Source organism: Aerococcus mictus, from assembly GCF_003286595.3.
Classification (GTDB): domain Bacteria; phylum Bacillota; class Bacilli; order Lactobacillales; family Aerococcaceae; genus Aerococcus; species Aerococcus mictus.
On record NZ_CP132985.1, the window covers coordinates 535,588 to 556,847 of the forward strand.

Genomic DNA, 21,260 nt, shown 5'->3' on the forward strand with positions numbered 1-21,260 from the left:
GTAACACATAAAAACCGCATTTTCACCCAATAATTAGCTAATAACTTATTTTATTAATAAATAATAAAGAACCCTTAAATTTCTATGTAAAATAGTTTGACAATTCAGAAGTAAATACGTAAAATATAAACAACCATAAAAAATATGTTAGAAAATATAACATATTTGATTATCGCAGGATTGGAGTGAGAAACATGATCATTGAATTTAAAGATGTGGAAAAGTATTACGGTGATTTTCATGCCTTAAAAGATATTAACCTTGGCATTGCTGAGGGAGAGGTGGTCACCTTGATTGGGCCGTCTGGGTCTGGGAAGTCGACCCTTTTGCGTTGTATTAATGGCCTGGAAGAAATTTCTAGTGGTCATCTCTATTGTGATGGTGAGGATATTGCTGATCCTAAAACCAATATCCGTCAAATTCGCCGTGACTTTGGCATGGTCTTCCAACACTTTGAATTGTATCCGCATATGACCGTTATGGAGAATGTGACTCTGGCACCGATTAAGGTCATTGGAAAGACCAAAGAAGAAGCCTATGAGCGTGCCGAGCGGCTACTCAAGCGCGTGAATATGTGGGACAAGCGGGATTCTTATCCAAGCCAACTCTCTGGTGGTCAAAAGCAAAGGGTGGCCATTGCTCGGGGATTGGCTATGAAGCCTAAGGTCTTGCTTTTCGATGAACCTACTTCGGCCCTGGACCCAGAAATGGTCGGTGAAGTCTTAGAAGTTATGCAAGGCATTGCCCAACGTGATCAAATGACCATGGTGGTGGTCACCCACGAAATGCGCTTTGCCCGTCATGTCTCAACCCGGACTATCTTTATGGAGGCGGGTGAAATTGTCGAAGATCGTCCGAGTGAGGAATTCTTCAGTCAACCAAAATCACGACGGGCGCGTGACTTTATCTCCTCCCTTGAAGGCTTATAAAAGGAGGGTCTACCATGAAAAATCCAGGTAAAAAGCTCTTACTCCTCGCCCTGACAGGCCTGCTGTGTTTGCTCAGTGCCTGTGGGAAGTCTGTGAGTGAGAAAAATATTATGGACCGCTTGCAAACTGACCAACCCCCTAAGATTCGTTGGGGGGTCAAGGTGGATACCAATCTATTCGGCTTTTACAACATTGAAAAAGGGGAAGTTGAGGGCTTTGATATTGATATCGCTAAGGAATTGACCAAGCGGATCGCCGGCCCTAATGCTCAGGCAGAATTTGTCGAAGTGACCTCCAAAACTCGGATTCCATTACTCAAAAATGCCAATATCGACGCTATTATTGCTACCATGACCATTTCTGAAGAGCGGAAAAAACAGGTCGATTTTTCTGATATTTATTTTAATGCCGGGCAAGCCCTCTTAGTAGGGCCAGATGTCAAGCTTAAGGGGATTGAGGACCTGGGGCCTGACCATACAGTTCTTGCGGTTAAGGGATCCACTTCAGCACAAAGAATTAAGGAACACGCCCCAGAAGCCAAGGTCTTGGAATTGGAAAATTATTCGGAAGCTTTCACTGCTTTGAAATCTGGTCAAGGCCAAGCTATGACCACTGATAATGCCATTCTTTTGGGGATCAGTAAGGAAAACCCTGACTACCATATTGCCGGATCTACCTTTACTCGGGAGCCTTATGGGATTGCGGTAAATAAAGGTCAAGACGACTTCCGCCAAGCCATCAATCAGGGCTTAAAAGATATGATTGCTGACGGCAGCTATCAAGCTATTTTCAAGAAGTGGTTTGGTGACCAGGCTCAAGAAGCGTCCATTGCTAATGACGTCAAGGAGGGGGAGTAAAATGTTTCAATTATTGAATAACTATTCCAGTGAATTGTTCCTCGGTTTTAAGAATACCATCTTGGTCAGTGTCTTAGCCTTAGTTTTCTCCCTAGTCATCGGGAGCTTGGTGGGGATTATGCAAACCAGCCATCATAAGGGCCTTCGGATGCTGGGAGACATCTATGTGGAATTTTTCCGCAATATTCCCTTGTTAATCATTGTAATGTTCTTCTACGTGGTTGTGCCTCTATACTGGGTGAAATTAAATGGCTTTACTGCCGGTTTAATTGGTCTCACTATCTATACCTCGGCCTTTATTGCTGATGTGGTGAGGTCGGGGATTGAAGCCGTTCCTCATGGACAAATGGAGGCGGGACTATCCCAAGGTTTCACCGCGACTGAGACCATGGTCTACATTATCTTCCCTCAAGCCGTTCGCATCGTGATCCCACCACTAGGCAACCAGTTCATTAACCTGGTGAAGAACTCGAGTATTTTGGCTATGGTTGCTGGGCTAGATTTGATGTATTTTGGAGACTTGATTGCTAGTGAAACCTTTAATACCTTTGATTCTTATATCTTAGTGGCTTTGTTCTACTTAGTGTTAACCATACCACTGACAGCCTTGATGCAGTATCTAGAACGACGCTTGAGTAACTAGGAGGGATGATCATGAATTTTTCTGATGCTTTTTCTTGGGTAAATATTTCCTTTCTCTTAGAAGGCCTATGGGTGACTTTAAAGGTCACTGGGATAACCATCCTTTTGAGTTTACTCTTAGGGACGCTCTTAGGAGTCATTCGCTACCTTAAGCTCCCTTTTGTAGCCAAGGGAGTAGGCTTAGTTGTTGATACCATCCGTAATTTACCCTTGCTATTAATTATATTTTTTACTTACTTTGCCTTACCACAAATCGGCCTGCGCTTGAATATCTTTTGGGCAGCGGTGGCAGCAATGACCATCTTTGAGTCTTGCATGATTTCAGAAATCATTCGTGGTGGGATGAATGCCGTACCTAAGGGACAAATGGAGGCGGGACTTTCAACCGGCTTCACCCGTGGTCAGGTGATTTTTTTAATTATCCTACCTCAAGCGATCCGATCCATGCTACCTTCCATTGTCAGTCAGCTGATTGCTCTCATTAAGGACACCAGCTTAGCAACGGTGATTTCCTTACCAGAGCTGACCCATAATGCCCGGATTATCTATGGTCAGGAGACCTCTTATGTGATTCCAATTTTTGTGGCGATGACCTTCCTCTATTGGATCACCTGCTTCCTCCTGTCACGTCTAGCTAAGCGGTTGAAATTTGCCGGATAAAATGACAAATAAAAACTCCTCAATGCTTGCTTAAGGACTCTATTGATTTAGAGCCAGAGCAGAAATGAGGAGTTTTTTATTCGATATGGATGGGACTTTTAGTCTGTCTTGTTTTTTAAAGCTAATTGGGCTTCCTCAGGGAGGAGTTTAAAGGTCTGACCGAGCTCAAGTTCTTCAGGCAAGTAGAGCGAGCCAATTCGAAAGCGTTGTAGGTAGATAACCTCTTTTCCGACTGCTTGAAACATGCGCTTGACCTGATGATACTTGCCCTCTGTCAAGGTCACGGTGATTTCCGACCGGTTCTTGGCTGGATCAGTGGCCAAAATATCTAGCTGACTAGGGGCACAGTGGTCGCCTTGGTTGATGGCTAAGCCTTTAGCGAAAGCTTCGACATCCTCTTCAGTCACAATCCCTTCAATCTCAGCATAGTACTCCTTGCTGACTAATTTCTTAGGTGAGAGGAGGTCATGGGCGAAGTCGCCGTCATTAGTCAGAAGGAGGAGGCCCTCGGTATCCTTATCTAAGCGCCCCACGGGAAAGGGTTGGTAAATCTCAACTTCGTTAGCTGGCAGAAAATCCGTCACAATCGGTGTGGGACCGGGACGGGTAGTAGACAGACAATTTTGCGGTTTATTAAGCAGGTAATAAATGTAGGGTTCATATCCGATCCATTGACCGTCCAGACTAATGGTATCGGTCTCTTCGTCAACCTGCATTTCAGGACGGCTGGCAATAGAATCGTTCACTGTAATCCGTTTGGCCTTGATTAATTTTTTGACTTCTTTACGACTATAGAGGGTAAAATTTGCAATGAATTTATCTAAACGCATAGTAAAGCTCCTTTATCAATGACTTTATAGCTGGGATTAATATTTCAGACTTCTTAATAGTAATGTTTGTTCTTTGTTGTGACTGTCGGCCTCTCTCCAAACGTGCTCCGGGTGCAGATCGCTCTCCACTTCACTAAAGTGCAAGAAATTCTTTTCAAGAATTTTTGCTCTTTAGCTCCAGTTGCTATAGCTGTAGGAAGCAAAGCGACGTACAGATATAGTATGCGTAGCTCTAGCGATCTTTGGTGCACCCGTCGCACTCTCTATAGTTGAGTTCGGAAGGGTGAGGGGATGTCCTTTCAGAAAAGTTGAACGACCAGCAAGCTGGTCTTATCATCTTTTCTTCCAAGGAATCGCCCCCCCTGATCCTTCCTCACATCCTATTTCTTTATTAGCTGTTTTTGTTTGCTATAATAAATATAGTTAATATTAAGAGAGGAAATAAACATGAAAGCTTATTCTTATCCCTTTCCCTTTGAATGTTCTAGTCAAGAGATTGCTGATGTGATTGCTTTATGGGTTGCCTTGGAGGCGGCTTATGAAGGCGGTATTGACCGCCAGGAGTTTCTCGACAAGTACAAGGGCTTTAAGAAAATTATACCAAGTAAGATGGAAGAAAAACAATTAGCTAAGGAATTTGCCCAAGCGTCTGGCTATGAGCTCTATCCTACTGTGAAGAAAGCCCAGCAAGAATCCGGTAAAACAATAAAAATGGCTTAAAGCTTTACACTCTTTTAAGTCTAGCATAAAGAGTGTAGGGTAGGATTAAATGGAAACTATCTATATTAAAGGAGGTAATCTTTTGGATTTAAATAAACGTGCCCAATTGGTGAGACAGTGGATTTACCAAGCTGCTGATCAGATTCATGAAGGCTTGAAGAATCCCTTGATCGTTCAAACCAAGTCCAATCCTAAAGACCTAGTGACTAATCTCGATCAATCGACCGAAAAATTTATCCGCAGTCAGATTAAGGCCCACTTTCCTCAAGATAAGATCTTAGGTGAAGAGGGGGGACAAGGCCAGATTGACAGCTTGGAAGGACCAGTCTGGATCATTGATCCCATTGATGGAACCACAAATTTTGTCTGCCAGCATAATCACTTTGCTATTATGGTGGCTTTTGCCTTGGACGGGGATGTCCAACTTGGCGCCATCTATGACGTGATGAATGACGATTATTTTTCAGCTGTCAAGGGCCAAGGAATCCAACGTAATGGACAACCCTATCAAGTCCCTTATGACGACTTAGCGATTAGTGAGAGTCTGATCGCCCTCAACCGACAAATCTTACTCGATGACCACTACCACGCTAAAGACCTGGTCAGTCAGTCTCTAGGGATTCGCTACAACGGCAGTGCGGGTTTGGAAATCCTCAATGTCTTAAAAGGGGAGCTGTCCCTATATGCTGCCTTAGCTCTCAAGCCCTGGGACTTAGCGGCAGGGGTGGCCCTAGTCAATGAAAGTCCTTTGAAACTGACCCAGCTCGATGGCCAAGCCCTTAATCTCATGCAAGCCAATGCTTCTGTGATTGCCTATCCTAGCGCCTATCAAACCTTCCGTGACCTCTATGAACGCTCAGTGCAGGAAGACGACTAGGGAAGTCGCTCTTGTCCATCAGTTGTAAAATTTGCTTTCGTTTGAATGAAGTCAAACGGATAGAGCCTAGTTTTTTCCCAACTGATAAAAAAACTAGGATTTTAGACAGATGAGTGTTACAATGAATCGTCTGTAAAAACCAAAAGCATTAACAGAAAATCAAAACAAGTTCATTATTATTTTGTTTGGAGGAATTAAAATAATGGGAAATCGCAATGATATTCGTAACGTCGCAATTATTGCTCACGTTGACCACGGGAAGACAACGTTGGTGAACCAACTCTTAGAAGAATCAGATACACTGGATGAGCGTACCCAGCTGGCTGACCGTGCCATGGATTCCAATGCGATTGAACGTGAACGCGGAATTACTATCTTAGCCAAGAATACCGCGGTGAATTATAAGGGCACCCGGATTAACATCATGGACACCCCAGGCCACGCCGACTTCGGTGGCGAGGTTGAACGGATTATGACTATGGTGGATGGCGTGGTTTTAGTGGTGGACGCCTTTGAAGGGACCATGCCTCAAACCCGTTTCGTCCTACAAAAGGCCTTTGAAGCGGGTAAACCAGCTGTGGTTGTGGTGAATAAAATTGATAAACCCGCAGCCCGTCCCTTAGAAGTGGTTGACGAAGTCTTAGACCTCTTCATTGAATTGGGGGCTGATGAGAGCCAAATTGAATTCCCGGTCGTTTATGCTTCCGCTGTGAACGGGACTTCAAGTTTAGCTCCTGATCCTGAAAAACAAGAAAAAACCATGGATCCACTCTTTGATAGTATTCTGGAAAACATTCCTGCTCCAGAAGATAATGAAGATGAACCCCTCCAATTCCAAGTCTGCATGCTCGATTATAATGACTATGTCGGACGTATCGGAGTGGGCCGGGTCTTCCGGGGAACCATTCGAGTGGGCGATACCGTGACCTTAAACAAGTTAGACGGTAGTCAAAAGAACTTCCGGGTTACTAAATTATTCGGTTATCTCGGTTTAGACCGGATTGAAATCGATGAAGCCAAGGCCGGTGACATTATTGCCGTTTCTGGGATGGAAGACATCTACGTGGGTGAAACCGTGACCGATACCGAAGTCCAAGAAAAACTACCACCTTTACACATTGATGAACCAACCCTACAAATGACCTTCTTAACTAACGACTCACCATTTGCTGGTCGTGAAGGCGATAAGGTGACTGCACGCAAGATTGAAGAACGTTTGAAATATGAACTTCATACTGACGTTTCCTTACGGGTTGAAGATACTGACCAACCAGACCAATGGGTGGTTTCTGGTCGTGGGGAACTCCACCTGTCCATCTTGATTGAAAACATGCGTCGTGAAGGCTTTGAACTACAAGTGTCACGGCCAAAAGTTATTCGCAAGGTTATTGACGGAGTAGAATGTGAACCCTTTGAAGCCGTACAAATCGATACCCCAGAAGAATACCAAGGTGCCGTGATTCAATCCTTAAATGAACGTCACGGGACCATGCGTAATATGGAAAACACTGGCCGAGGAACCGCTCGCTTAGAATACTTAGTACCTTCCCGGGGCATGATTGGTTACTCTACTGAATTTGTACAAATGACCCATGGTTACGGGATCTTAAACCATACCTTTGAACAATACCAAGCTGTCATTAAGGAAGAAATTGGTGGCCGTCGTAATGGGGCCTTAGTTTCTACCGAAACTGGTAAGGCAACCACTTACGGGATCATGCAGGTTGAAGACCGCGGAACTATCTTTGTTGAACCAGGGACCGAAGTCTATGAAGGGATGATTGTCGGAGAAAATGCCCGTGAAGCGGACATTGACGTGAATATTGTTCGTTCTAAGAACTTAACTAACGTCCGTTCCGCAACCAAGGACCAAACCGCTACCATCAAGGCACCACGGATCCTAAACCTGGAACAATCGCTTGAATTTATGGATGACGATGAATACTGTGAAGTGACTCCAGAAAATGTTCGTCTCCGTAAACAAATCCTGAATAAGAGCGAACGGGCTCGTTACAACAAACGTAAAAAGAAAAATGACTAAGCATGCTGATTGAAGCGGACTAGTCGAATAAAGGTTGAGACTTTTGTCTTGGCCTTTTTCTTTTGGTCTCATTATTTTTCATGTTAGCTATGCTATAATTGAAAAATAGGTCAGCATGTAATCTTTAATTTATAGAATATAATCAATGAGGAGCGTTTTGATGCGATTGATTCATTCAGCTAGTCAAGGCAAGGCTAGCCAAGCAAAATCCAATAAAAAAAGTAAAAAGGCCAGAAAAAAAGCGAAATTTTCCCATCCGATTTTTCAAAACTTTTCCTGGGGTTTAAATCAGCATATCCTGATTCCTAGTTTTCTCTTGCTGGTGCTCGGTCTGATTGGGGTCTTTTCGGCTTCCAGTTACCGGTCCCTCCAAGAAACCGGCTATGAATCGGCCACCACTTATATTGTCCGCCAGGTTGTTTTTGCCTTCATTGGGACAGTTGTTGGCTTAGTGACTTATCGCTTTAAGCCTGATTATTTCAGAAAACCCAAGTTCAGAAGTGGCTTGCTCTTAGTAATGACAGTGCTTCTCCTGGTGGTGCGTTTCCTGATGCCAGCCATTAATGGGGCCAAGGGTTGGATTATTTTGGGACCGATTTCGATTCAACCGGTCGAATTTCTTAAGCCCGTGATGATTCTGCTCTGGGCCGACTACCTAGACCGCCACCGCCTGGCAATCTTGAATAAGGGCTTCTTTAAGACGGTGAAGGCCAACTTGGTCCTTCCTTTGGCCTTATTTTTCTGGCTGGGGCTGGTCCTCACTTTCCCAGATACTGGGGGAGTCCTCTTATTAGGCTTAATCTTAGGGGGCATGACCTTAGCGTCAGGAATTTCCAGTAAGTATACCCTCAGAACCCTGGGACTAGGTGCCTTAGCCTATGTCCTCGTGATCGGACTTTTGAACCTCTTCGATTTTTCGGGTTCAGGGGACGTCAACTATCGGATCCAACGCTTTATTTCCTTTACTGATCCCTTCAAAGTCGCCAAGAGCTCGGGACTGCAACTAGTCAACTCCTTCTATGCCTTAGCCATGGGCGGTTTACTGGGGCAAGGGCCGGGCAACAGTATCCAAAAGACCGGCTACCTGCCTGAAGCCCATACCGACTTTATCATGGCGATCATCGGAGAGGAGTACGGCTTTATCGGCCTCTTTGTAATCTTGGCCCTCTATTTCTATCTCACTTTTTATATCTTTTACCGGGCTAAGAAAATTCAAAATAACTTCTACCAATTAGTCATGATTGGTGTGGGTTTCTATTTTCTCAGCCAGGCCATTGTCAACCTGGGCGGGATCACTGGTCTTATCCCCATTACCGGGGTTACCTTCCCCTTTATTTCCTACGGGGGTTCCTCAATCATGACAACTGGAATTATGGTAGGTTTGGCCCTAGCCATTGACTACCGTAACCGCCGCATGATGCTTACTCAACAGCTTTCTTAATTTCTTGTGTTATAATGAGGCTATTATAACCGCTTTCATAGGCAAAGCTGATTCAAGCATTAACGGAGGGAATATTATGATTAAAAAAGTCTTAGTCGCCAACCGTGGCGAGATTGCGATTCGGGTCTTTCGGGCCTGCTATGAATTAGGCATTGAAACTGTGGCTATTTTCGCCCGTGAAGATGAAACTAGTGTCCACCGTTTTAAGGCTGATGAATCCTACCTGGTTGGCGCCGGCAAGAAACCTGTTGATGCCTATTTAGATATTGAAGATATTATCCGCATTGCTAAGGAAACTCAGGCTGATGCCATTCATCCCGGCTATGGTTTTCTCTCTGAAAACCAAGAATTTGCTAGTCGCTGCCGGGAAGAGGGGATTATCTTCATTGGACCAAATACCGATACCCTAGACATGTTTGGGGACAAGATTAAGGCCAAGGTTGCTGCCCATCAGGCGGGCATCCAAGAAGTTCCCGGGACTGAAGGGGACGTGGAATCGGTTGAAGAGGTCAAGGCTTTTGCTAAGAAGGCTGGCTATCCGATTATGGTCAAAGCTGCTCTAGGTGGCGGTGGCCGGGGGATGCGGGTAGTCCGCTCTGACGATGAAGTGGAAGAAGCCTATCATACCGCTAAAAGTGAAGCCAAGACTGCCTTTGGTTCCGATGAAATTTATGCGGAAAAATACATTGAAAACCCTAAGCATATTGAAGTCCAAATCTTAGGTGACCAAGCCGGTAATGTGGTCCACCTATGGGAACGGGACTGTTCGATCCAGCGTCGCCACCAAAAAGTGGTGGAAATGGCGCCATCCGTTTCCTTAGACCATGACTTAAGACTACGGATCTGTGAAGCCGCTCGGCAATTGATGGAGAATGTGAATTATGTTAATGCGGGGACCGTTGAATTCCTGGTTTCTGGTGATGATTTCTACTTTATTGAAGTCAATCCCCGGGTCCAAGTGGAACATACGGTCAGTGAAGAAATAACCGGTATCGACATTGTCCAAGCTCAGATCCAAATCGCAGCAGGGAAGACTTTAGCAGAGATAGGAATTCCCAAGCAGGAGGCTATGCCCTTAATTGGCTATTCCATCCAATGTCGGATCACGACGGAAGACCCTGCCAATCATTTCTTCCCTGATACCGGGAAAATTAATACTTACCGGTCACCGGGTGGATTTGGTCTACGGTTAGACGCTGGGAATGGTTATACCAATACTGAGGTTTCGCCTTATTATGATTCCCTGTTAACCAAGTTGGTTTCCCATTCGATGACCTTTGAAGATGCGGTGCGGAAGATGGTCCGGGGCCTAAGGGAATACCGGATTCGGGGTGTCCACAATAATATTCCATTCCTAATGAATGTGCTCACCCATCCGACCTTTACCAGTGGTCAAGCCACCACTACCTTTATTGACAATACCCCCGAACTTTTCGACTTCCCTAAGGAGCGTAACCGCGACCGGGGCAATAAGATCCTCCAATATATTGGGGACACGACCGTCAATGGTTTTCCAGGCTTACAACAAAAAGATAAGCCCCACTACCGTCCGGCTCATATCCCTGACTTAGAAGCAGTCTCCTTAGACCGACCAACCGCTAAACAGGTTCTCGATCAAGAGGGCGTGTCAGGCGTGCAAAGTTATATCCATGACAGCAAGGAAGTTCTCCTAACCGAAACTACCATGCGAGACGCTCACCAAAGTCTGATCGCGACCCGGATGCGGACCCGCGACATGCTCAAGGCAGCTGAACAAATGGAGGTGGCTAATCCGGCCATCTTCTCCCAAGAAGTCTGGGGCGGGGCGACCTTTGACACGGCCTACCGCTTCTTAACGGAAGATCCTTGGGTACGTTTAGAAAAACTCCGTCGGGCTATGCCCAATACCCTCCTGCAAATGCTCTTTAGAGGATCTAATGCCGTGGGCTATACCGCTTATCCGGACAATGTCCTCCGAGCATTTATTAAACAAGCGGCTGAAACGGGGATCGATGTCTTTCGAATCTTTGACAGTTTGAACTGGTCCAAGCAAATTGAACGCCCCTTGGAATTTGTCAAGGAAACTGGAAAGATTGCCGAAGCCGCCATGTGTTACACCGGAGATATCCTAGACCCTAACCGCAGCAAGTATGACCTCAATTACTATGTCAACTTAGCCAAGGATCTCCAAACCATGGGCGCTGACATTATCGCTATTAAGGACATGGCGGGGCTCTTGAAGCCGCAAGCCGCCTATGTCTTGATTTCTGAATTAAAAGATAAAATCGATGTGCCAATCCATCTCCATACCCATGACACTTCGGGTAATGGAATTATGATGTATTCCGAAGCAGTTCGTGCGGGCATTGATATTGTGGACGTGGCCACGTCAGCCTTCTCCTCAACCACCAGCCAGCCAAGTATGACCAGTTTCTATTATGCTTTGGAACATAATGACCGCAAGCCAACGATTAATGTGAAGAACGCCCAAGCCATGAACCAATACTGGTCAAGTGTGCGGACTTATTATGAAGACTTTGCTTCCGGATTAAAAACCCCAGAAACCGAAATTTACCGGACCGAAATGCCAGGGGGCCAATATACCAACCTCCAACAACAAGCCGCTTCCGTAGGCTTAGGGGACCGCTGGGAAGAAGTCAAGGTCATGTACCACGATGTCAACTTGCTCTTTGGTGATATCGTTAAGGTGACACCATCTTCTAAGGTGGTTGGTGATATGGCCCTTTTTATGGTTCAAAATGACCTATCCATTGAAGACTTCTACAAAAAAGGGAAGACCATCGATTTCCCTGATTCCGTGATTGAATTCTTCCAAGGCAAGTTGGGTCAACCTGCGGGCGGTTTCCCAGCGGATGTCCGGGATATCATCCTCAAAGGGGCTGACTATACGGAAGAACGCCCAGGAGACCTCTTAGAACCGGTTGATTTCGACCAAGTCAAAGAAGAATTAAGCGAAAAATTGGGCGATGAGGTCGACAAGAAAGACGTGCTCGGCTATCTCATGTATCCTAAAGTCTTCACCGATTACCGGGAGAAGATTGCTCGTTACAGTGACATCTCGAATGTCGATACGCCGACCTTCTTCAATGGCATGCGGCAAGGCGAAACCATTACCGTTGAAATTGAAAAGGGCAAGGTCCTCCTTATTCGCCTGATTGAAATTGGGGAAGCCGACCATTCCGGTCAGCGGATTATCTATTTCGACTTGAATGGTCAACGGCGGGAAATTGCTGTCCAAGACGCCCACTACACCAATGTGGTGGCTAGTCGTCCCAAGGCAGACACCAATAACCCTAACCACATTGCAGCAACCATGCCCGGGTCGATTCTCAAGGTAGAAATCAGTGAAGGCGACCATGTCAGTGCTGGCCAAGTGGTCTTAGTGACTGAAGCCATGAAGATGGAAACCACGATCAAGGCACCGAAAGCCGGCAAGGTCCGCCAAGTCACTGTCCAAGCGGGCGAACAAGTTGAAATCGGAGACCTACTCATTGAATTAGAAACTGAATAAGACAATAATAACTTCAAAGAAAGGAGCCTGGTGCCATGACCAATTCTCATACCCAACGGCAAGAACTCGTCGTCTGGTTGAATTCTACCCAAAAAACTCGGCAATTGAAACGCTATGGCTACCTTCACTACCTAAATAAGGAACGCAAATATGCCATCCTTTATGTCGATAAGGACCAGGTAGAAGATGCCATCGAGGGACTCAAAAAAGTCCGCCAAGTCATCAAAGTCACTGTTTCTCCCAAAGCGACCATTAATATGGATTTTACAGTGGCCTTGGAAGGCGAAGAAGACCGCGCCAAAGTCATCAAGGAGTTTGAAGACTTTATCTATCCACCGAAATAAACAAGTCAACGTAGCAGGAAATCTGCTGCGTTTTTTTATTTATTTGAAAATAAAAGTTAACGTAAAGCTAAATAAAGTTATAAGAAAACTTACAATGTCAGTGATGTTGATCCAATGATGACAATTGTCATAAAAATGTAATTTATTTAATAATTTCTATTGAAATACACAAATTGCTTGCCATGAATGGTTTTTATCGTGTCATATTTTAGTAATTTTATAAAATATGATTAAATTGTGAATTTTATGTGCTTTATTCATACAAAAAATAAAAATATCTGTTAAAATAAGAGATATGAGGGAGAGCGGTGATAAAATTTTGCACGGTAATCACAGCTTATAAGAAAGCTGAAATTCTTTACTAGTGCACTGGCAAAGAAAGATAAATATTAAATATAACAATTACTTAACGTAGTGTATCTATCACTCAATTTTGTAATGGGAGGTCAATAGATTATGAAAGACTTGAAAAAATTATTATTAGGCGCAGCGGCTACAACCGCAGCAGCTGGTGTATTCTTCGCTTCTGATGCTGCAGTTGCTCAAGCAGATGCATATGTAACTCCAGTTGATGAAAACGGTAATGTTATTCTTGGTGGAAACCCAGATGTAAACCCAGCAGAAAATACAGAAAATACAACTGAAACTCCAGATGTAAAACCTGTTGAAGAAGACAATTCTTCAAACTTGTTTAAACCAGGTGTAGATAAAGATGGAGTACCTACAAGCGTTTCTGGTAATGAAGCTGTTGAACAACCAGAAGAAGTTGCAGAAGAAGACCCATACCACTCACCATATGAATATGAAGCAGAAACTAAAGAAGCTGCTATCGAAATTGGTGAAGCTATGCTTAAACGTTCTGAATTAGAAGGAACTGCTTTAGCAGAAGTTAATAACCATGTTGATGCTGTTCAAACTGCTTCAGGTAAATGGGCTCCACAATTCAGCTATGTAGAAAAAGAAGAAACTCCAGCTGAAGAAAATGAAAAACCAGCAGAAGAAACCGAAAAAACCTTAGAAGATCTCTTTGACTTTAGCGGTTTAGCAGAAGAAAATGAAAAACCTGCTGAAGAAACTCCAGCAGAAGACACCGAAGAACCTGCTGAAGAAACTGAAAAATCATTAGAAGATCTCTTTGACTTTAGTGGTTTAGTAGAAGAAGATCCAGAATTTGAATTCGATCCAGATAAAGCATATGACACCTTAGCAGACGCTTTCGTAGCTGCAGAAACTGCAATCAAGAATGATCCAGTAAACGAAGGCTACGACATTCAAGTAGGTGCAGATGGCAAATACTACATCCAATTACAAGTAGAAGCTAATACTGAATTAGAAGATCTCTTTGACTTCAGCAAACTTGAAAAAGAAGACAAAGACGAAAAAGCTGAAGAAACTGAAAAAGATGGTAAGAAAGAAGATCCTAAAGTTGTAGTAGCTAACGAAAAAGACCAAAAAGCTGATAAAGAAGCTAAAGCTGAAAAAGCTAACGCTAAATTACCAGCTACTGGTGTAGTTGCTGGTTCTGTTGCTGGCTTAGGTGTTGCTTTAATTGCTGCTGGTTCAGCACTATCTTTCCGTCGTCGTAAATAATTAACTAGCTCTTAAGGGAATAGTTAATAATATCTTAATTGCTTAAAAAAGCGTGCAAAATATCATACTCTCCCTCTACTGAACCTTGGTGCTTTGGCGCCAAGGTTTTTTTGTAGTCTATAGTATCTAGGGGGTGATGAGAATTAATAGTTCTTTATCAAAACTTTTTTGCTTAAAATTTTAAAAATCATAAAAAGAAATAGAAATAAAGGATAACTTTGTTAAATTAATATTTCTGTAATTAAATTGTAAATTTTGTAAATATAGATCATAATCCTTGTTAATACTAGCTTTATTGTGTCAAAAATATGAAATATTAGCCAGAAAACGCAAAAAGTGTGAATATTTTACGAAGTATAACTTGAATATAATTGAATATGTACTAAAATTAATTTATAGAGGGAGATAAAAAATTTACTTGCACGAAAGTTCAGCGATAAATATGCTGACATTCTTTACTAGTGCACTGGCAAAGAAATATATGATTTTTGTAATGGGAGGTCAATATTATGAAAGACTTGAAAAAATTATTATTAGGCGCAGCTGCTACAACTGCAGCAGCTGGTGTATTATTCGCAGCTGATGCTTCTGTAGCTCACGCAGCAGACGCATTTGTAACACCAGTAGACGCAGACGGCGTACCTACAAGCATTTCTGGTAAACCAGCTGTAAACGTAAAACCAGAAGCTACACCAGCAAAACCAGAAGTAAAACCTGTTGAAGAAAATAACTCATCAAACTTATTTAAACCAGGTTTAGACAAAGATGGTGTACCTTCAAACGTTTCTGGTAACCCTGCTGTAGCACAACCAGAAGAAAAAACAGTTGAAGATCCAAACCACTCACCATACGAATATGAAGCAGAAACTAAAGAAAAAGCTATCGAAATTGGTCAAGCAATGTTAGACCGTTCTAAATTAGAAGGTACTGCATTAGCACAAGTAAACAACCATGTTGATGCTGTTCAAACTGCTTCAGGTAAATGGACCCCAACTTTCAGCTACGTTGAAAAAGCAGAAACTCCTGCTAAAGAAGATAAAAAAGACGAAGTTAAGAAAGACGACAAGAAGAAAGACGAAAGCAAAAAAGACGACACCAAGAAAGACGACAAGAACAAAGACAGCAAAGACAAGAAAGATAGCGAAGTTAACAAAGACAACAAAGCTAAGAAAAACGAATCTAAGAAAGATGACAAGAAGAAATCTGACAAAGATTCTAAAGTTGTTGTAGCTAACGAAAAAGCTAAGAAAGACAACAAAGCTAAGAAAGACGCTAAATCTCAAAAAGCTAACGCTAAATTACCAGCTACTGGCGTAGTTGCAGGTTCTGTTGCTGGCTTAGGTGTTGCCTTAGTTGCTGCTGGTTCAGCTCTATCTTTCCGTCGTCGTAAATAATTAACTAGACCTTAAGCGATAGTTAATAGTATCTAAATTGCTTAAATAAAAGTGCAAGAATATCTTACTCTCCCTCTAGCGGACCTTGGTGCTTTAGTGCCAAGGTCTTTCTTTGTTTATAGCCGGAAAAGGGCTATGAATCGGTCGTCTCTTAGCAAATGACTGTGATATAATGAATAGCGAATTGAGAAGGGATGTGGCAGGATGCGGATTATTGCCGGTGAATTTGGGGGAATACCCCTACAAGCGGTGCCAGGATCGAATACCCGGCCCACGACAGATAAGATTAAGGAATCCATGTTTAATATTATTGGCCAATACCTAGATGGCGGGATTGTCCTTGACTTTTATGCGGGGTCAGGCGCTCTGGGACTAGAAGCCTTATCGCGGGGAGCTGATGAGGTTTATGCCTTTGAACGTTTCCGTAAGGCCCAAGAAACAATTGCTAAGAATGTGGCTAAGGCCCACCTTGAAGATCGCTACCACTTACTTAAGGGTGACAACCAAAAGCAGTTGAAGTCTTTGCGGAAGAAGGCTCCTGATTTACAATTTGATTGGGTTTTCTTAGATCCGCCTTATAAGGGCCAACATTTAGAAGACTTGCTCCTCCAGTTCCAGGAAGAGGGCTGGCTCAGTGACCAAGTCACGGTGGTTTGTGAGTTGGATAGTCAAGATAACCTGCCTGACACTGTGGGAAATTTACACGCCTTTAAAAACGCAACATACGGCCACACCCGGGTAGTTTGCTATCGTTTTGATGCATAGGGCATTCAAGCTGATTTCATGAAATTGAAGTCAGCTTTTTTCGTTAACTGAGTCTTTCTTTACGGATGAATAAGTAGAGAAAGAGGTGTCGCTATGCAAGCGTGGTGGGAAGATTTAAAGAACTTATCTTTTGCAGAAATTATTGAAAACTATGGCAAGTTACTGGCAGGAGTTTTTATAGCTTTTGTTTTATTGGCTGCTGGTGTGATTTACTTGGCGTTTGATCGGGTGCTTGATCCAGCGGGTCAAGCTCCAGTAAGTGCAACCGCCTTGGTGGAGTCAGATGACCAAGAGGAAAATAGTCAGTCGGAGTCGTCCATGACAGACCAAGCGGAAGCTGGTCAAGATAGTAATTCAGAGAGTCAAGTCGATGAATTGATCTATGTGGATGTCAAAGGGGCGGTCAAGTCACCTGGCCTCTACCAAGTCCAGGCGGGTGACCGCGTTCTTGATGCTATTGATTTGGCGGGTGGGCTAAATGACCAAGCCGATTCCAAACGCATTAATCTCTCCCAGCGCCTCCAGGACCAGATGGTGGTCTATGTGCCGGCCTTGGATGAAGAAGTGGGAGCGAAAGACTTGATGGCTATAACTCCTGTTTTGTCTGGGGATGGCCCAACTGCAGGAAGTAGCCAGGGAGATAGTCAGAAGATCAATATCAATACTGCTGATGCCAGCCAACTCCAAGAAATATCAGGCATTGGAGAGAAGAAGGCGGCTGATATTATTCAATATCGGGAAAGTAAGGGGTCTTTTCAAACGATTGAGGAGATTACCGAGGTCTCTGGTATTGGTGACAAGACCTTTGAGAAGATCAAAGAACAAATTACTGTGAACTAAGATGAAAACGAAGATTTTTTGGTTAGCCTTGGGGATTCTCTTACTGACAGCTCTCATGCTGGCGCCATCAGTCTGGACGCTGATTTTCTACCTCTGGTACTGGGGCCGGGTGATTGCCTTAAAGGAGAAAGGGTTAATTAAATGGTTGGTTGTTAGTCAGTTACTTATGGGCCTTTATCTTTATCTTCTTAGTCAAAGGATGTCCCACTTTATTGCTGGGGAGGCTGATCTAACTTTAGAAGTGGCTATCGATAGCTTGAAGGTGGAGGGCGACTTAGTCCAATTTAAGGGGCAAGAATTGACAACGGGAGAAAAGTTTCAAGTTTTCTATTACTTGAAATCTGAGGCTGAGCAGGCGGTTTGGTTAAATCAAGAGCGATCCTTTCAAGTCAGTCTCCTAGGCCAATTAACCCCTCCTGGAGGCCAGCGTAATTTTCATGGCTTTGATTACCAGGCCTATTTAAGTCGGCAGAACATTGATTGGCTCTTTGAGGTGGAGAAGGTTCAGGGTCTGGTTGATTTACCCTATTGGGCTTATTTTTGGCCCAACCTCCGACAGAGCATTTACTCCTATTTACAGAGATTGGACTTAGGAATCTTGGCGGATTACTTCCAGGCCTTATTTCTGAATGATAAGTCCGGCATTGATCCCTCCGCCATGGCTGCCTACCAGGAAATTGGGATTATTCATTTATTTTCCTTATCCGGTTTCCATGTTAACTATTTGTTAGCCCTGTTGAAGCGGTCTCTCTTGCGTCTAGGGGTCTTGGTGGAATACTACCAATGGATCGCCTTAGTCGTCTTAATCCTTTATGGCTGTTTATTAGGCTTACCTTATGGGATGATCCGAGCCATTGGTTCCTATCTTTACGCCTTTATCCAAAGAAGAGCCAATCGTCCTGTCGATCCCTGGGCTGGCCTCGCCTGGTCGGTAGTGTTTATCCTTCTTATTAATCCTCAGGCCATCTTTTCCTTAGGTTTTCAATTGTCCTATGCCCTAACTGCCACCTTATTAATCATTAAACAAGCGCCGCCCTTTAAGCATGCCTGGCAGGAAGAGTTCATCTTCTCCCTGTCCTGTACCTTGGTCACCATTCCTTTTCTCATTATCAGTCAGGCTGGTTTCTCTTGGTTAGCTCTGTGGGTGAATTACTTTTATTCCTGGTTGTTTTCCGTCTGCCTCTTTCCTGGGCTTCTCCTGGTAGTGGGCTTAGGGATAGGAGGTTTAGGCTGGCTAGTGACCCTAGTGTCCTGGCCCCTGACCTGGGTGATCCTTCATCTAGAGAAGTTGTCGGTCTTTTTTAGTGACCTGCCCGGATTTTACTGGCTAACGGGACATATACCTTTTGTCTTTATCATGTGTTATTGCTTGGTGCTCGCTTATTGGTTAGACCGGCAAGTCTTAGCCGACATGAAAGGGCGGGGCTGGCTGGTCCTGGCTTCGGCTCTCTTAGCTTTATATCTTTTTCCTTATTTATCTCCCTTGGGCCAGGTAGCTGTCTTAGATATCGGTCAAGGGGATTGTATCCTCGTCAAACCGCCATTTTCTGCCTCAGCTTACCTGATTGACGCAGCTGGCAGACCCACTTTTCCAAAAGAAGACTGGCAAGAGCGACCCAGGCGGACCTTGTTTGAGAGCCAGATCCAGCCTGCCTTAGCTGCCCAGGGAGTCCGCTCACTGGCGGGGCTTTTCTTGACCCATGGGGACTTTGACCACTATGGGTCAGCACCTGAAATCATTCGTCAAATCCCGGTAGATACTCTCTATTTACCTGTTGGCATGCAGGAAGACCATGAAGTTCTAACCGCCTTGGATCAGGCGCTCAAAGCCAGTAAGAATCCCCATATCCAAGTGGTCTGGCTCCAAGCCGGCCAAAGTCTGACCCTCAGTCGGTCCATGGCCCTAGAGGTTTTGATGCCAGAAGAGTCAGGAACAGGGGAAAACGAAGATTCCTTAGCCATGTTAGGGGCCATGGGTCCTTTGACTTTTCTCTTTACTGGGGATATTGATGGATCTGCGGAAGTGCAAATGGCGGACAAGATAAAGGGCCCGATCGATGTCTTAAAGGTAGCCCACCACGGCTCTGACCATTCCAGCCCTAGTGATCTAATCGCCCAATGGCAACCCCACTATGCCTTGATTTCAGTGGGAGAGAATAACCGCTACGGCCATCCTAGCGACCGGGTAGTCGATGATCTAGCCGCAGTCCAGGCGACGACTTTCCGCACTGACCGGGATGGGGCGATTCATTATTTTTACTTAGGGAGACACTATCGTTTTAAGACGGTAAAAGCAGCGGGAAAAGAAGATTCTATTGGAGATTGACTTGTTTAATGACAAAGTCGGCCTTGTCAGTTAAAATAGATGGGATGTGAGGAGGGGCGTCATGACTTTTCAAAGCACCATACAGAAAATAAAAGCAGGACAAGTGGATCCCATCTACCTTTTACTAGGGGAGGAGAAGTTTTTGATCCAAGAATTTGAAAATCAGTTAAGCCGGGCGGTCATTGGGGACCAGGAAGCGGTCAGTGATTTCAACTTTGTCCGCTTAGACTTAGAAGAACATTCCTTAGAAGAGGCCTTAGTCGAGGCCAATACCATTTCCTTTTTTTCTGAGCCCAAGATTATTTGGCTGACTCAGCCGGTCTTTTTAAGTACAGAGAAGGGGAAGAAGGAGGAAAATACCCAAGCCCTGCTGGATTATATGGCTGAACCGGCTCCTGACGTGACCCTGGTCTTTGTCTGTGATTTTGAGAAACTCGACGGCCGCAAGAAGGTCGTTAAGCAGTTAAAAAAAGCCGCCAATCTGGTTGATGTCTCCTTGGCAGACGAGTCGACTACGACTAACTACATCAAGGACTATGTCAGAAATGCGGGCTATTTGATGGATCGCTCAGTCTTACAGCTCTTTTTGGAAAGAACCAACTATCAATTATCCAATGCCATGAATGAATTGGAGAAGCTCTTTCTCTTTGTGGGTCAGGAAGATCGTATCAGCAGGCACGATGTCGAGACCGTGGTGTCGCCTTCCTTGGATAATAATATCTTCCATTTGACCGACTATGTCATGGCCCACCGCCTGGAAGCGGCCTTGGACTTGTACCGGACCCTAATCCAGGAAAAACACCAACCCATTGCGATTTTGGCCCTCTTAGAGGCTAACTTCCGTCTTTTTAGCCAGATTGCGCTCCTATCCCGCACGGGTTATGACCAAGGGGCTATTGCCAAGAGCCTAGGGGCCCATCCTTACCGGGTCAAGATGAGTATGAAACAAATGCGCTCTTACGACGGCCAGCAATTATTGGCGGCCTACCAGGACTTGGTGGAGTTGGATTATGAGATTAAGTCAGGCCAGGTAGACCCTAACTTAGGCATTGAATGGTTTATCTTACGTTTTGCGGCTTAGTTAATTATAAAAATGGACAAAAAAACACCGCTTCTTTAACGGCTTAGGCCAGTTAAGAGAAGCGGTGGCTTTTTTATTACTTGTTTAATTTTTGAGCCATACGTGAATTAATACGGCTTGCTTTATTAGCGTGGATTAAGTTCTTAGAAACTGCTTGGTCCACTAATTTTTGAGCATGTTGGTGTAATTCTTCGACGTTATCTGCGCCTTCTTGGACAGCAGTTTCGAAACGTTTAATAGCGGTACGCATTTCGCTGACTTTTGCAGAGTTTACTGCAGCGTTCTTTTCGTTTTGACGTACGCGTTTAATAGCTGATGCAATGTTTGCCATGGAGTCCACCTCTTTCTTTTTTCGCTTTTTCAAGTGAACAGGTCACTAACATGAATATTATACAGAAATTTGACCAGGCTG

At 44.2% G+C, this 21,260-nt stretch carries 18 protein-coding genes; 16 read left to right on the forward strand and 2 right to left on the reverse strand.

Annotated features, from left to right (window positions below; all coding sequences use genetic code 11):
• Window positions 1-194: 194 nt before the first annotated feature.
• From DBT49_RS02570 to DBT49_RS02585, 4 genes are read left to right on the forward strand one after another with little or no spacing between them, the layout of a single operon-like run.
• Entirely contained in the window at window positions 195-929 is a 735-nt protein-coding gene (locus tag DBT49_RS02570) for an amino acid ABC transporter ATP-binding protein (RefSeq protein ID WP_013669549.1), read from the forward strand.
• 14 nt (window positions 930-943) lie between these two features.
• Complete coding sequence (locus DBT49_RS02575; RefSeq protein WP_111872387.1) at window positions 944-1,786, forward strand: glutamate ABC transporter substrate-binding protein; 843 nt, start codon at window positions 944-946, stop codon at window positions 1,784-1,786.
• Between the two features lies 1 nt (window position 1,787).
• Window positions 1,788-2,429, forward strand: coding sequence for an amino acid ABC transporter permease (locus DBT49_RS02580; protein WP_070558543.1), 642 nt, complete (start codon window positions 1,788-1,790; stop codon window positions 2,427-2,429).
• An 11-nt stretch (window positions 2,430-2,440) separates the two neighbouring features.
• Window positions 2,441-3,088 carry an amino acid ABC transporter permease gene (locus DBT49_RS02585; RefSeq protein ID WP_070558541.1) on the forward strand — a complete coding sequence of 216 codons (648 nt, stop codon included), beginning with the start codon at window positions 2,441-2,443 and terminating at the stop codon, window positions 3,086-3,088.
• A gap of 98 nt (window positions 3,089-3,186) precedes the next feature.
• Here the strand turns inward: DBT49_RS02585 and DBT49_RS02590 are convergent, their stop codons facing one another.
• A complete protein-coding gene (locus DBT49_RS02590; RefSeq protein WP_070558539.1) occupies window positions 3,187-3,918 on the reverse strand; it encodes a pseudouridine synthase in 732 nt (243 codons plus the stop codon).
• A gap of 447 nt (window positions 3,919-4,365) precedes the next feature.
• Here DBT49_RS02590 and DBT49_RS02595 point away from each other — a divergent pair, with 447 nt between their 5' ends.
• The 12 genes from DBT49_RS02595 (at window position 4,366) to holA (ending at window position 20,848) form a co-directional block, all read left to right on the forward strand.
• A complete protein-coding gene (locus DBT49_RS02595; protein ID WP_070558537.1) occupies window positions 4,366-4,638 on the forward strand; it encodes a UPF0223 family protein in 273 nt (90 codons plus the stop codon).
• A gap of 82 nt (window positions 4,639-4,720) precedes the next feature.
• On the forward strand, window positions 4,721-5,515 hold the full coding sequence (locus DBT49_RS02600; RefSeq protein ID WP_070558535.1) for an inositol monophosphatase family protein: 795 nt from the start codon (window positions 4,721-4,723) through the stop codon (window positions 5,513-5,515).
• Window positions 5,516-5,717: 202 nt separating this feature from the next.
• Window positions 5,718-7,556 (forward strand): translational GTPase TypA, encoded by a 1,839-nt coding sequence (gene typA, locus DBT49_RS02605; protein ID WP_070558533.1) that lies wholly within the window; start codon window positions 5,718-5,720, stop codon window positions 7,554-7,556.
• Window positions 7,557-7,716: 160 nt separating this feature from the next.
• On the forward strand, window positions 7,717-8,997 hold the full coding sequence (locus DBT49_RS02610) for an FtsW/RodA/SpoVE family cell cycle protein (RefSeq protein WP_168163171.1): 1,281 nt from the start codon (window positions 7,717-7,719) through the stop codon (window positions 8,995-8,997).
• 79 nt (window positions 8,998-9,076) lie between these two features.
• Window positions 9,077-12,508: a pyruvate carboxylase gene (locus DBT49_RS02615; protein ID WP_070558693.1), complete on the forward strand. Its 3,432-nt coding sequence runs from the start codon at window positions 9,077-9,079 to the stop codon at window positions 12,506-12,508.
• 35 nt (window positions 12,509-12,543) lie between these two features.
• Entirely contained in the window at window positions 12,544-12,852 is a 309-nt protein-coding gene (locus DBT49_RS02620) for a YlbG family protein (protein WP_070558531.1), read from the forward strand.
• A gap of 456 nt (window positions 12,853-13,308) precedes the next feature.
• A complete protein-coding gene (locus DBT49_RS02625) occupies window positions 13,309-14,442 on the forward strand; it encodes a DUF5633 domain-containing protein (RefSeq protein WP_111872388.1) in 1,134 nt (377 codons plus the stop codon).
• A 509-nt stretch (window positions 14,443-14,951) separates the two neighbouring features.
• Window positions 14,952-15,836 (forward strand): LPXTG cell wall anchor domain-containing protein, encoded by an 885-nt coding sequence (locus DBT49_RS02630; protein ID WP_070558528.1) that lies wholly within the window; start codon window positions 14,952-14,954, stop codon window positions 15,834-15,836.
• 183 nt (window positions 15,837-16,019) lie between these two features.
• Complete coding sequence (gene rsmD, locus DBT49_RS02635; RefSeq protein ID WP_256374761.1) at window positions 16,020-16,601, forward strand: 16S rRNA (guanine(966)-N(2))-methyltransferase RsmD; 582 nt, start codon at window positions 16,020-16,022, stop codon at window positions 16,599-16,601.
• A gap of 93 nt (window positions 16,602-16,694) precedes the next feature.
• The gene (locus tag DBT49_RS02640) at window positions 16,695-17,441 is read left to right on the forward strand and encodes a helix-hairpin-helix domain-containing protein (protein ID WP_070558525.1); all 747 of its coding nucleotides are present in this window, start codon (window positions 16,695-16,697) and stop codon (window positions 17,439-17,441) included.
• A 1-nt stretch (window position 17,442) separates the two neighbouring features.
• A complete protein-coding gene (locus DBT49_RS02645) occupies window positions 17,443-19,767 on the forward strand; it encodes a DNA internalization-related competence protein ComEC/Rec2 (protein ID WP_101560565.1) in 2,325 nt (774 codons plus the stop codon).
• 61 nt (window positions 19,768-19,828) lie between these two features.
• The gene (gene holA, locus DBT49_RS02650; RefSeq protein WP_070558522.1) at window positions 19,829-20,848 is read left to right on the forward strand and encodes a DNA polymerase III subunit delta; all 1,020 of its coding nucleotides are present in this window, start codon (window positions 19,829-19,831) and stop codon (window positions 20,846-20,848) included.
• Between the two features lie 76 nt (window positions 20,849-20,924).
• Here the strand turns inward: holA and rpsT are convergent, their stop codons facing one another.
• Window positions 20,925-21,179: a 30S ribosomal protein S20 gene (gene rpsT, locus DBT49_RS02655; protein ID WP_060777862.1), complete on the reverse strand. Its 255-nt coding sequence runs from the start codon at window positions 21,177-21,179 to the stop codon at window positions 20,925-20,927.
• Window positions 21,180-21,260 lie beyond the last annotated feature (81 nt).

What these genes read in the sequence shown, in the direction of transcription:
- DBT49_RS02590 (WP_070558539.1), bottom strand. Translation starts at nt 3,918, where the DNA reads ATGCGTTTAGATAAATTCATTGCAAATTTTACCCTCTATAGTCGTAAA.
- rpsT (WP_060777862.1), bottom strand. Translation starts at nt 21,179, where the DNA reads ATGGCAAACATTGCATCAGCTATTAAACGCGTACGTCAAAACGAAAAG.
- DBT49_RS02645 (WP_101560565.1), top strand. Translation starts at nt 17,443, where the DNA reads ATGAAAACGAAGATTTTTTGGTTAGCCTTGGGGATTCTCTTACTGACA.
- DBT49_RS02585 (WP_070558541.1), top strand. Translation starts at nt 2,441, where the DNA reads ATGAATTTTTCTGATGCTTTTTCTTGGGTAAATATTTCCTTTCTCTTA.
- DBT49_RS02640 (WP_070558525.1), top strand. Translation starts at nt 16,695, where the DNA reads ATGCAAGCGTGGTGGGAAGATTTAAAGAACTTATCTTTTGCAGAAATT.
- DBT49_RS02575 (WP_111872387.1), top strand. Translation starts at nt 944, where the DNA reads ATGAAAAATCCAGGTAAAAAGCTCTTACTCCTCGCCCTGACAGGCCTG.
- typA (WP_070558533.1), top strand. Translation starts at nt 5,718, where the DNA reads ATGGGAAATCGCAATGATATTCGTAACGTCGCAATTATTGCTCACGTT.
- holA (WP_070558522.1), top strand. Translation starts at nt 19,829, where the DNA reads ATGACTTTTCAAAGCACCATACAGAAAATAAAAGCAGGACAAGTGGAT.
- DBT49_RS02630 (WP_070558528.1), top strand. Translation starts at nt 14,952, where the DNA reads ATGAAAGACTTGAAAAAATTATTATTAGGCGCAGCTGCTACAACTGCA.
- DBT49_RS02580 (WP_070558543.1), top strand. Translation starts at nt 1,788, where the DNA reads ATGTTTCAATTATTGAATAACTATTCCAGTGAATTGTTCCTCGGTTTT.
- DBT49_RS02570 (WP_013669549.1), top strand. Translation starts at nt 195, where the DNA reads ATGATCATTGAATTTAAAGATGTGGAAAAGTATTACGGTGATTTTCAT.
- DBT49_RS02620 (WP_070558531.1), top strand. Translation starts at nt 12,544, where the DNA reads ATGACCAATTCTCATACCCAACGGCAAGAACTCGTCGTCTGGTTGAAT.
- DBT49_RS02610 (WP_168163171.1), top strand. Translation starts at nt 7,717, where the DNA reads ATGCGATTGATTCATTCAGCTAGTCAAGGCAAGGCTAGCCAAGCAAAA.
- DBT49_RS02595 (WP_070558537.1), top strand. Translation starts at nt 4,366, where the DNA reads ATGAAAGCTTATTCTTATCCCTTTCCCTTTGAATGTTCTAGTCAAGAG.
- DBT49_RS02625 (WP_111872388.1), top strand. Translation starts at nt 13,309, where the DNA reads ATGAAAGACTTGAAAAAATTATTATTAGGCGCAGCGGCTACAACCGCA.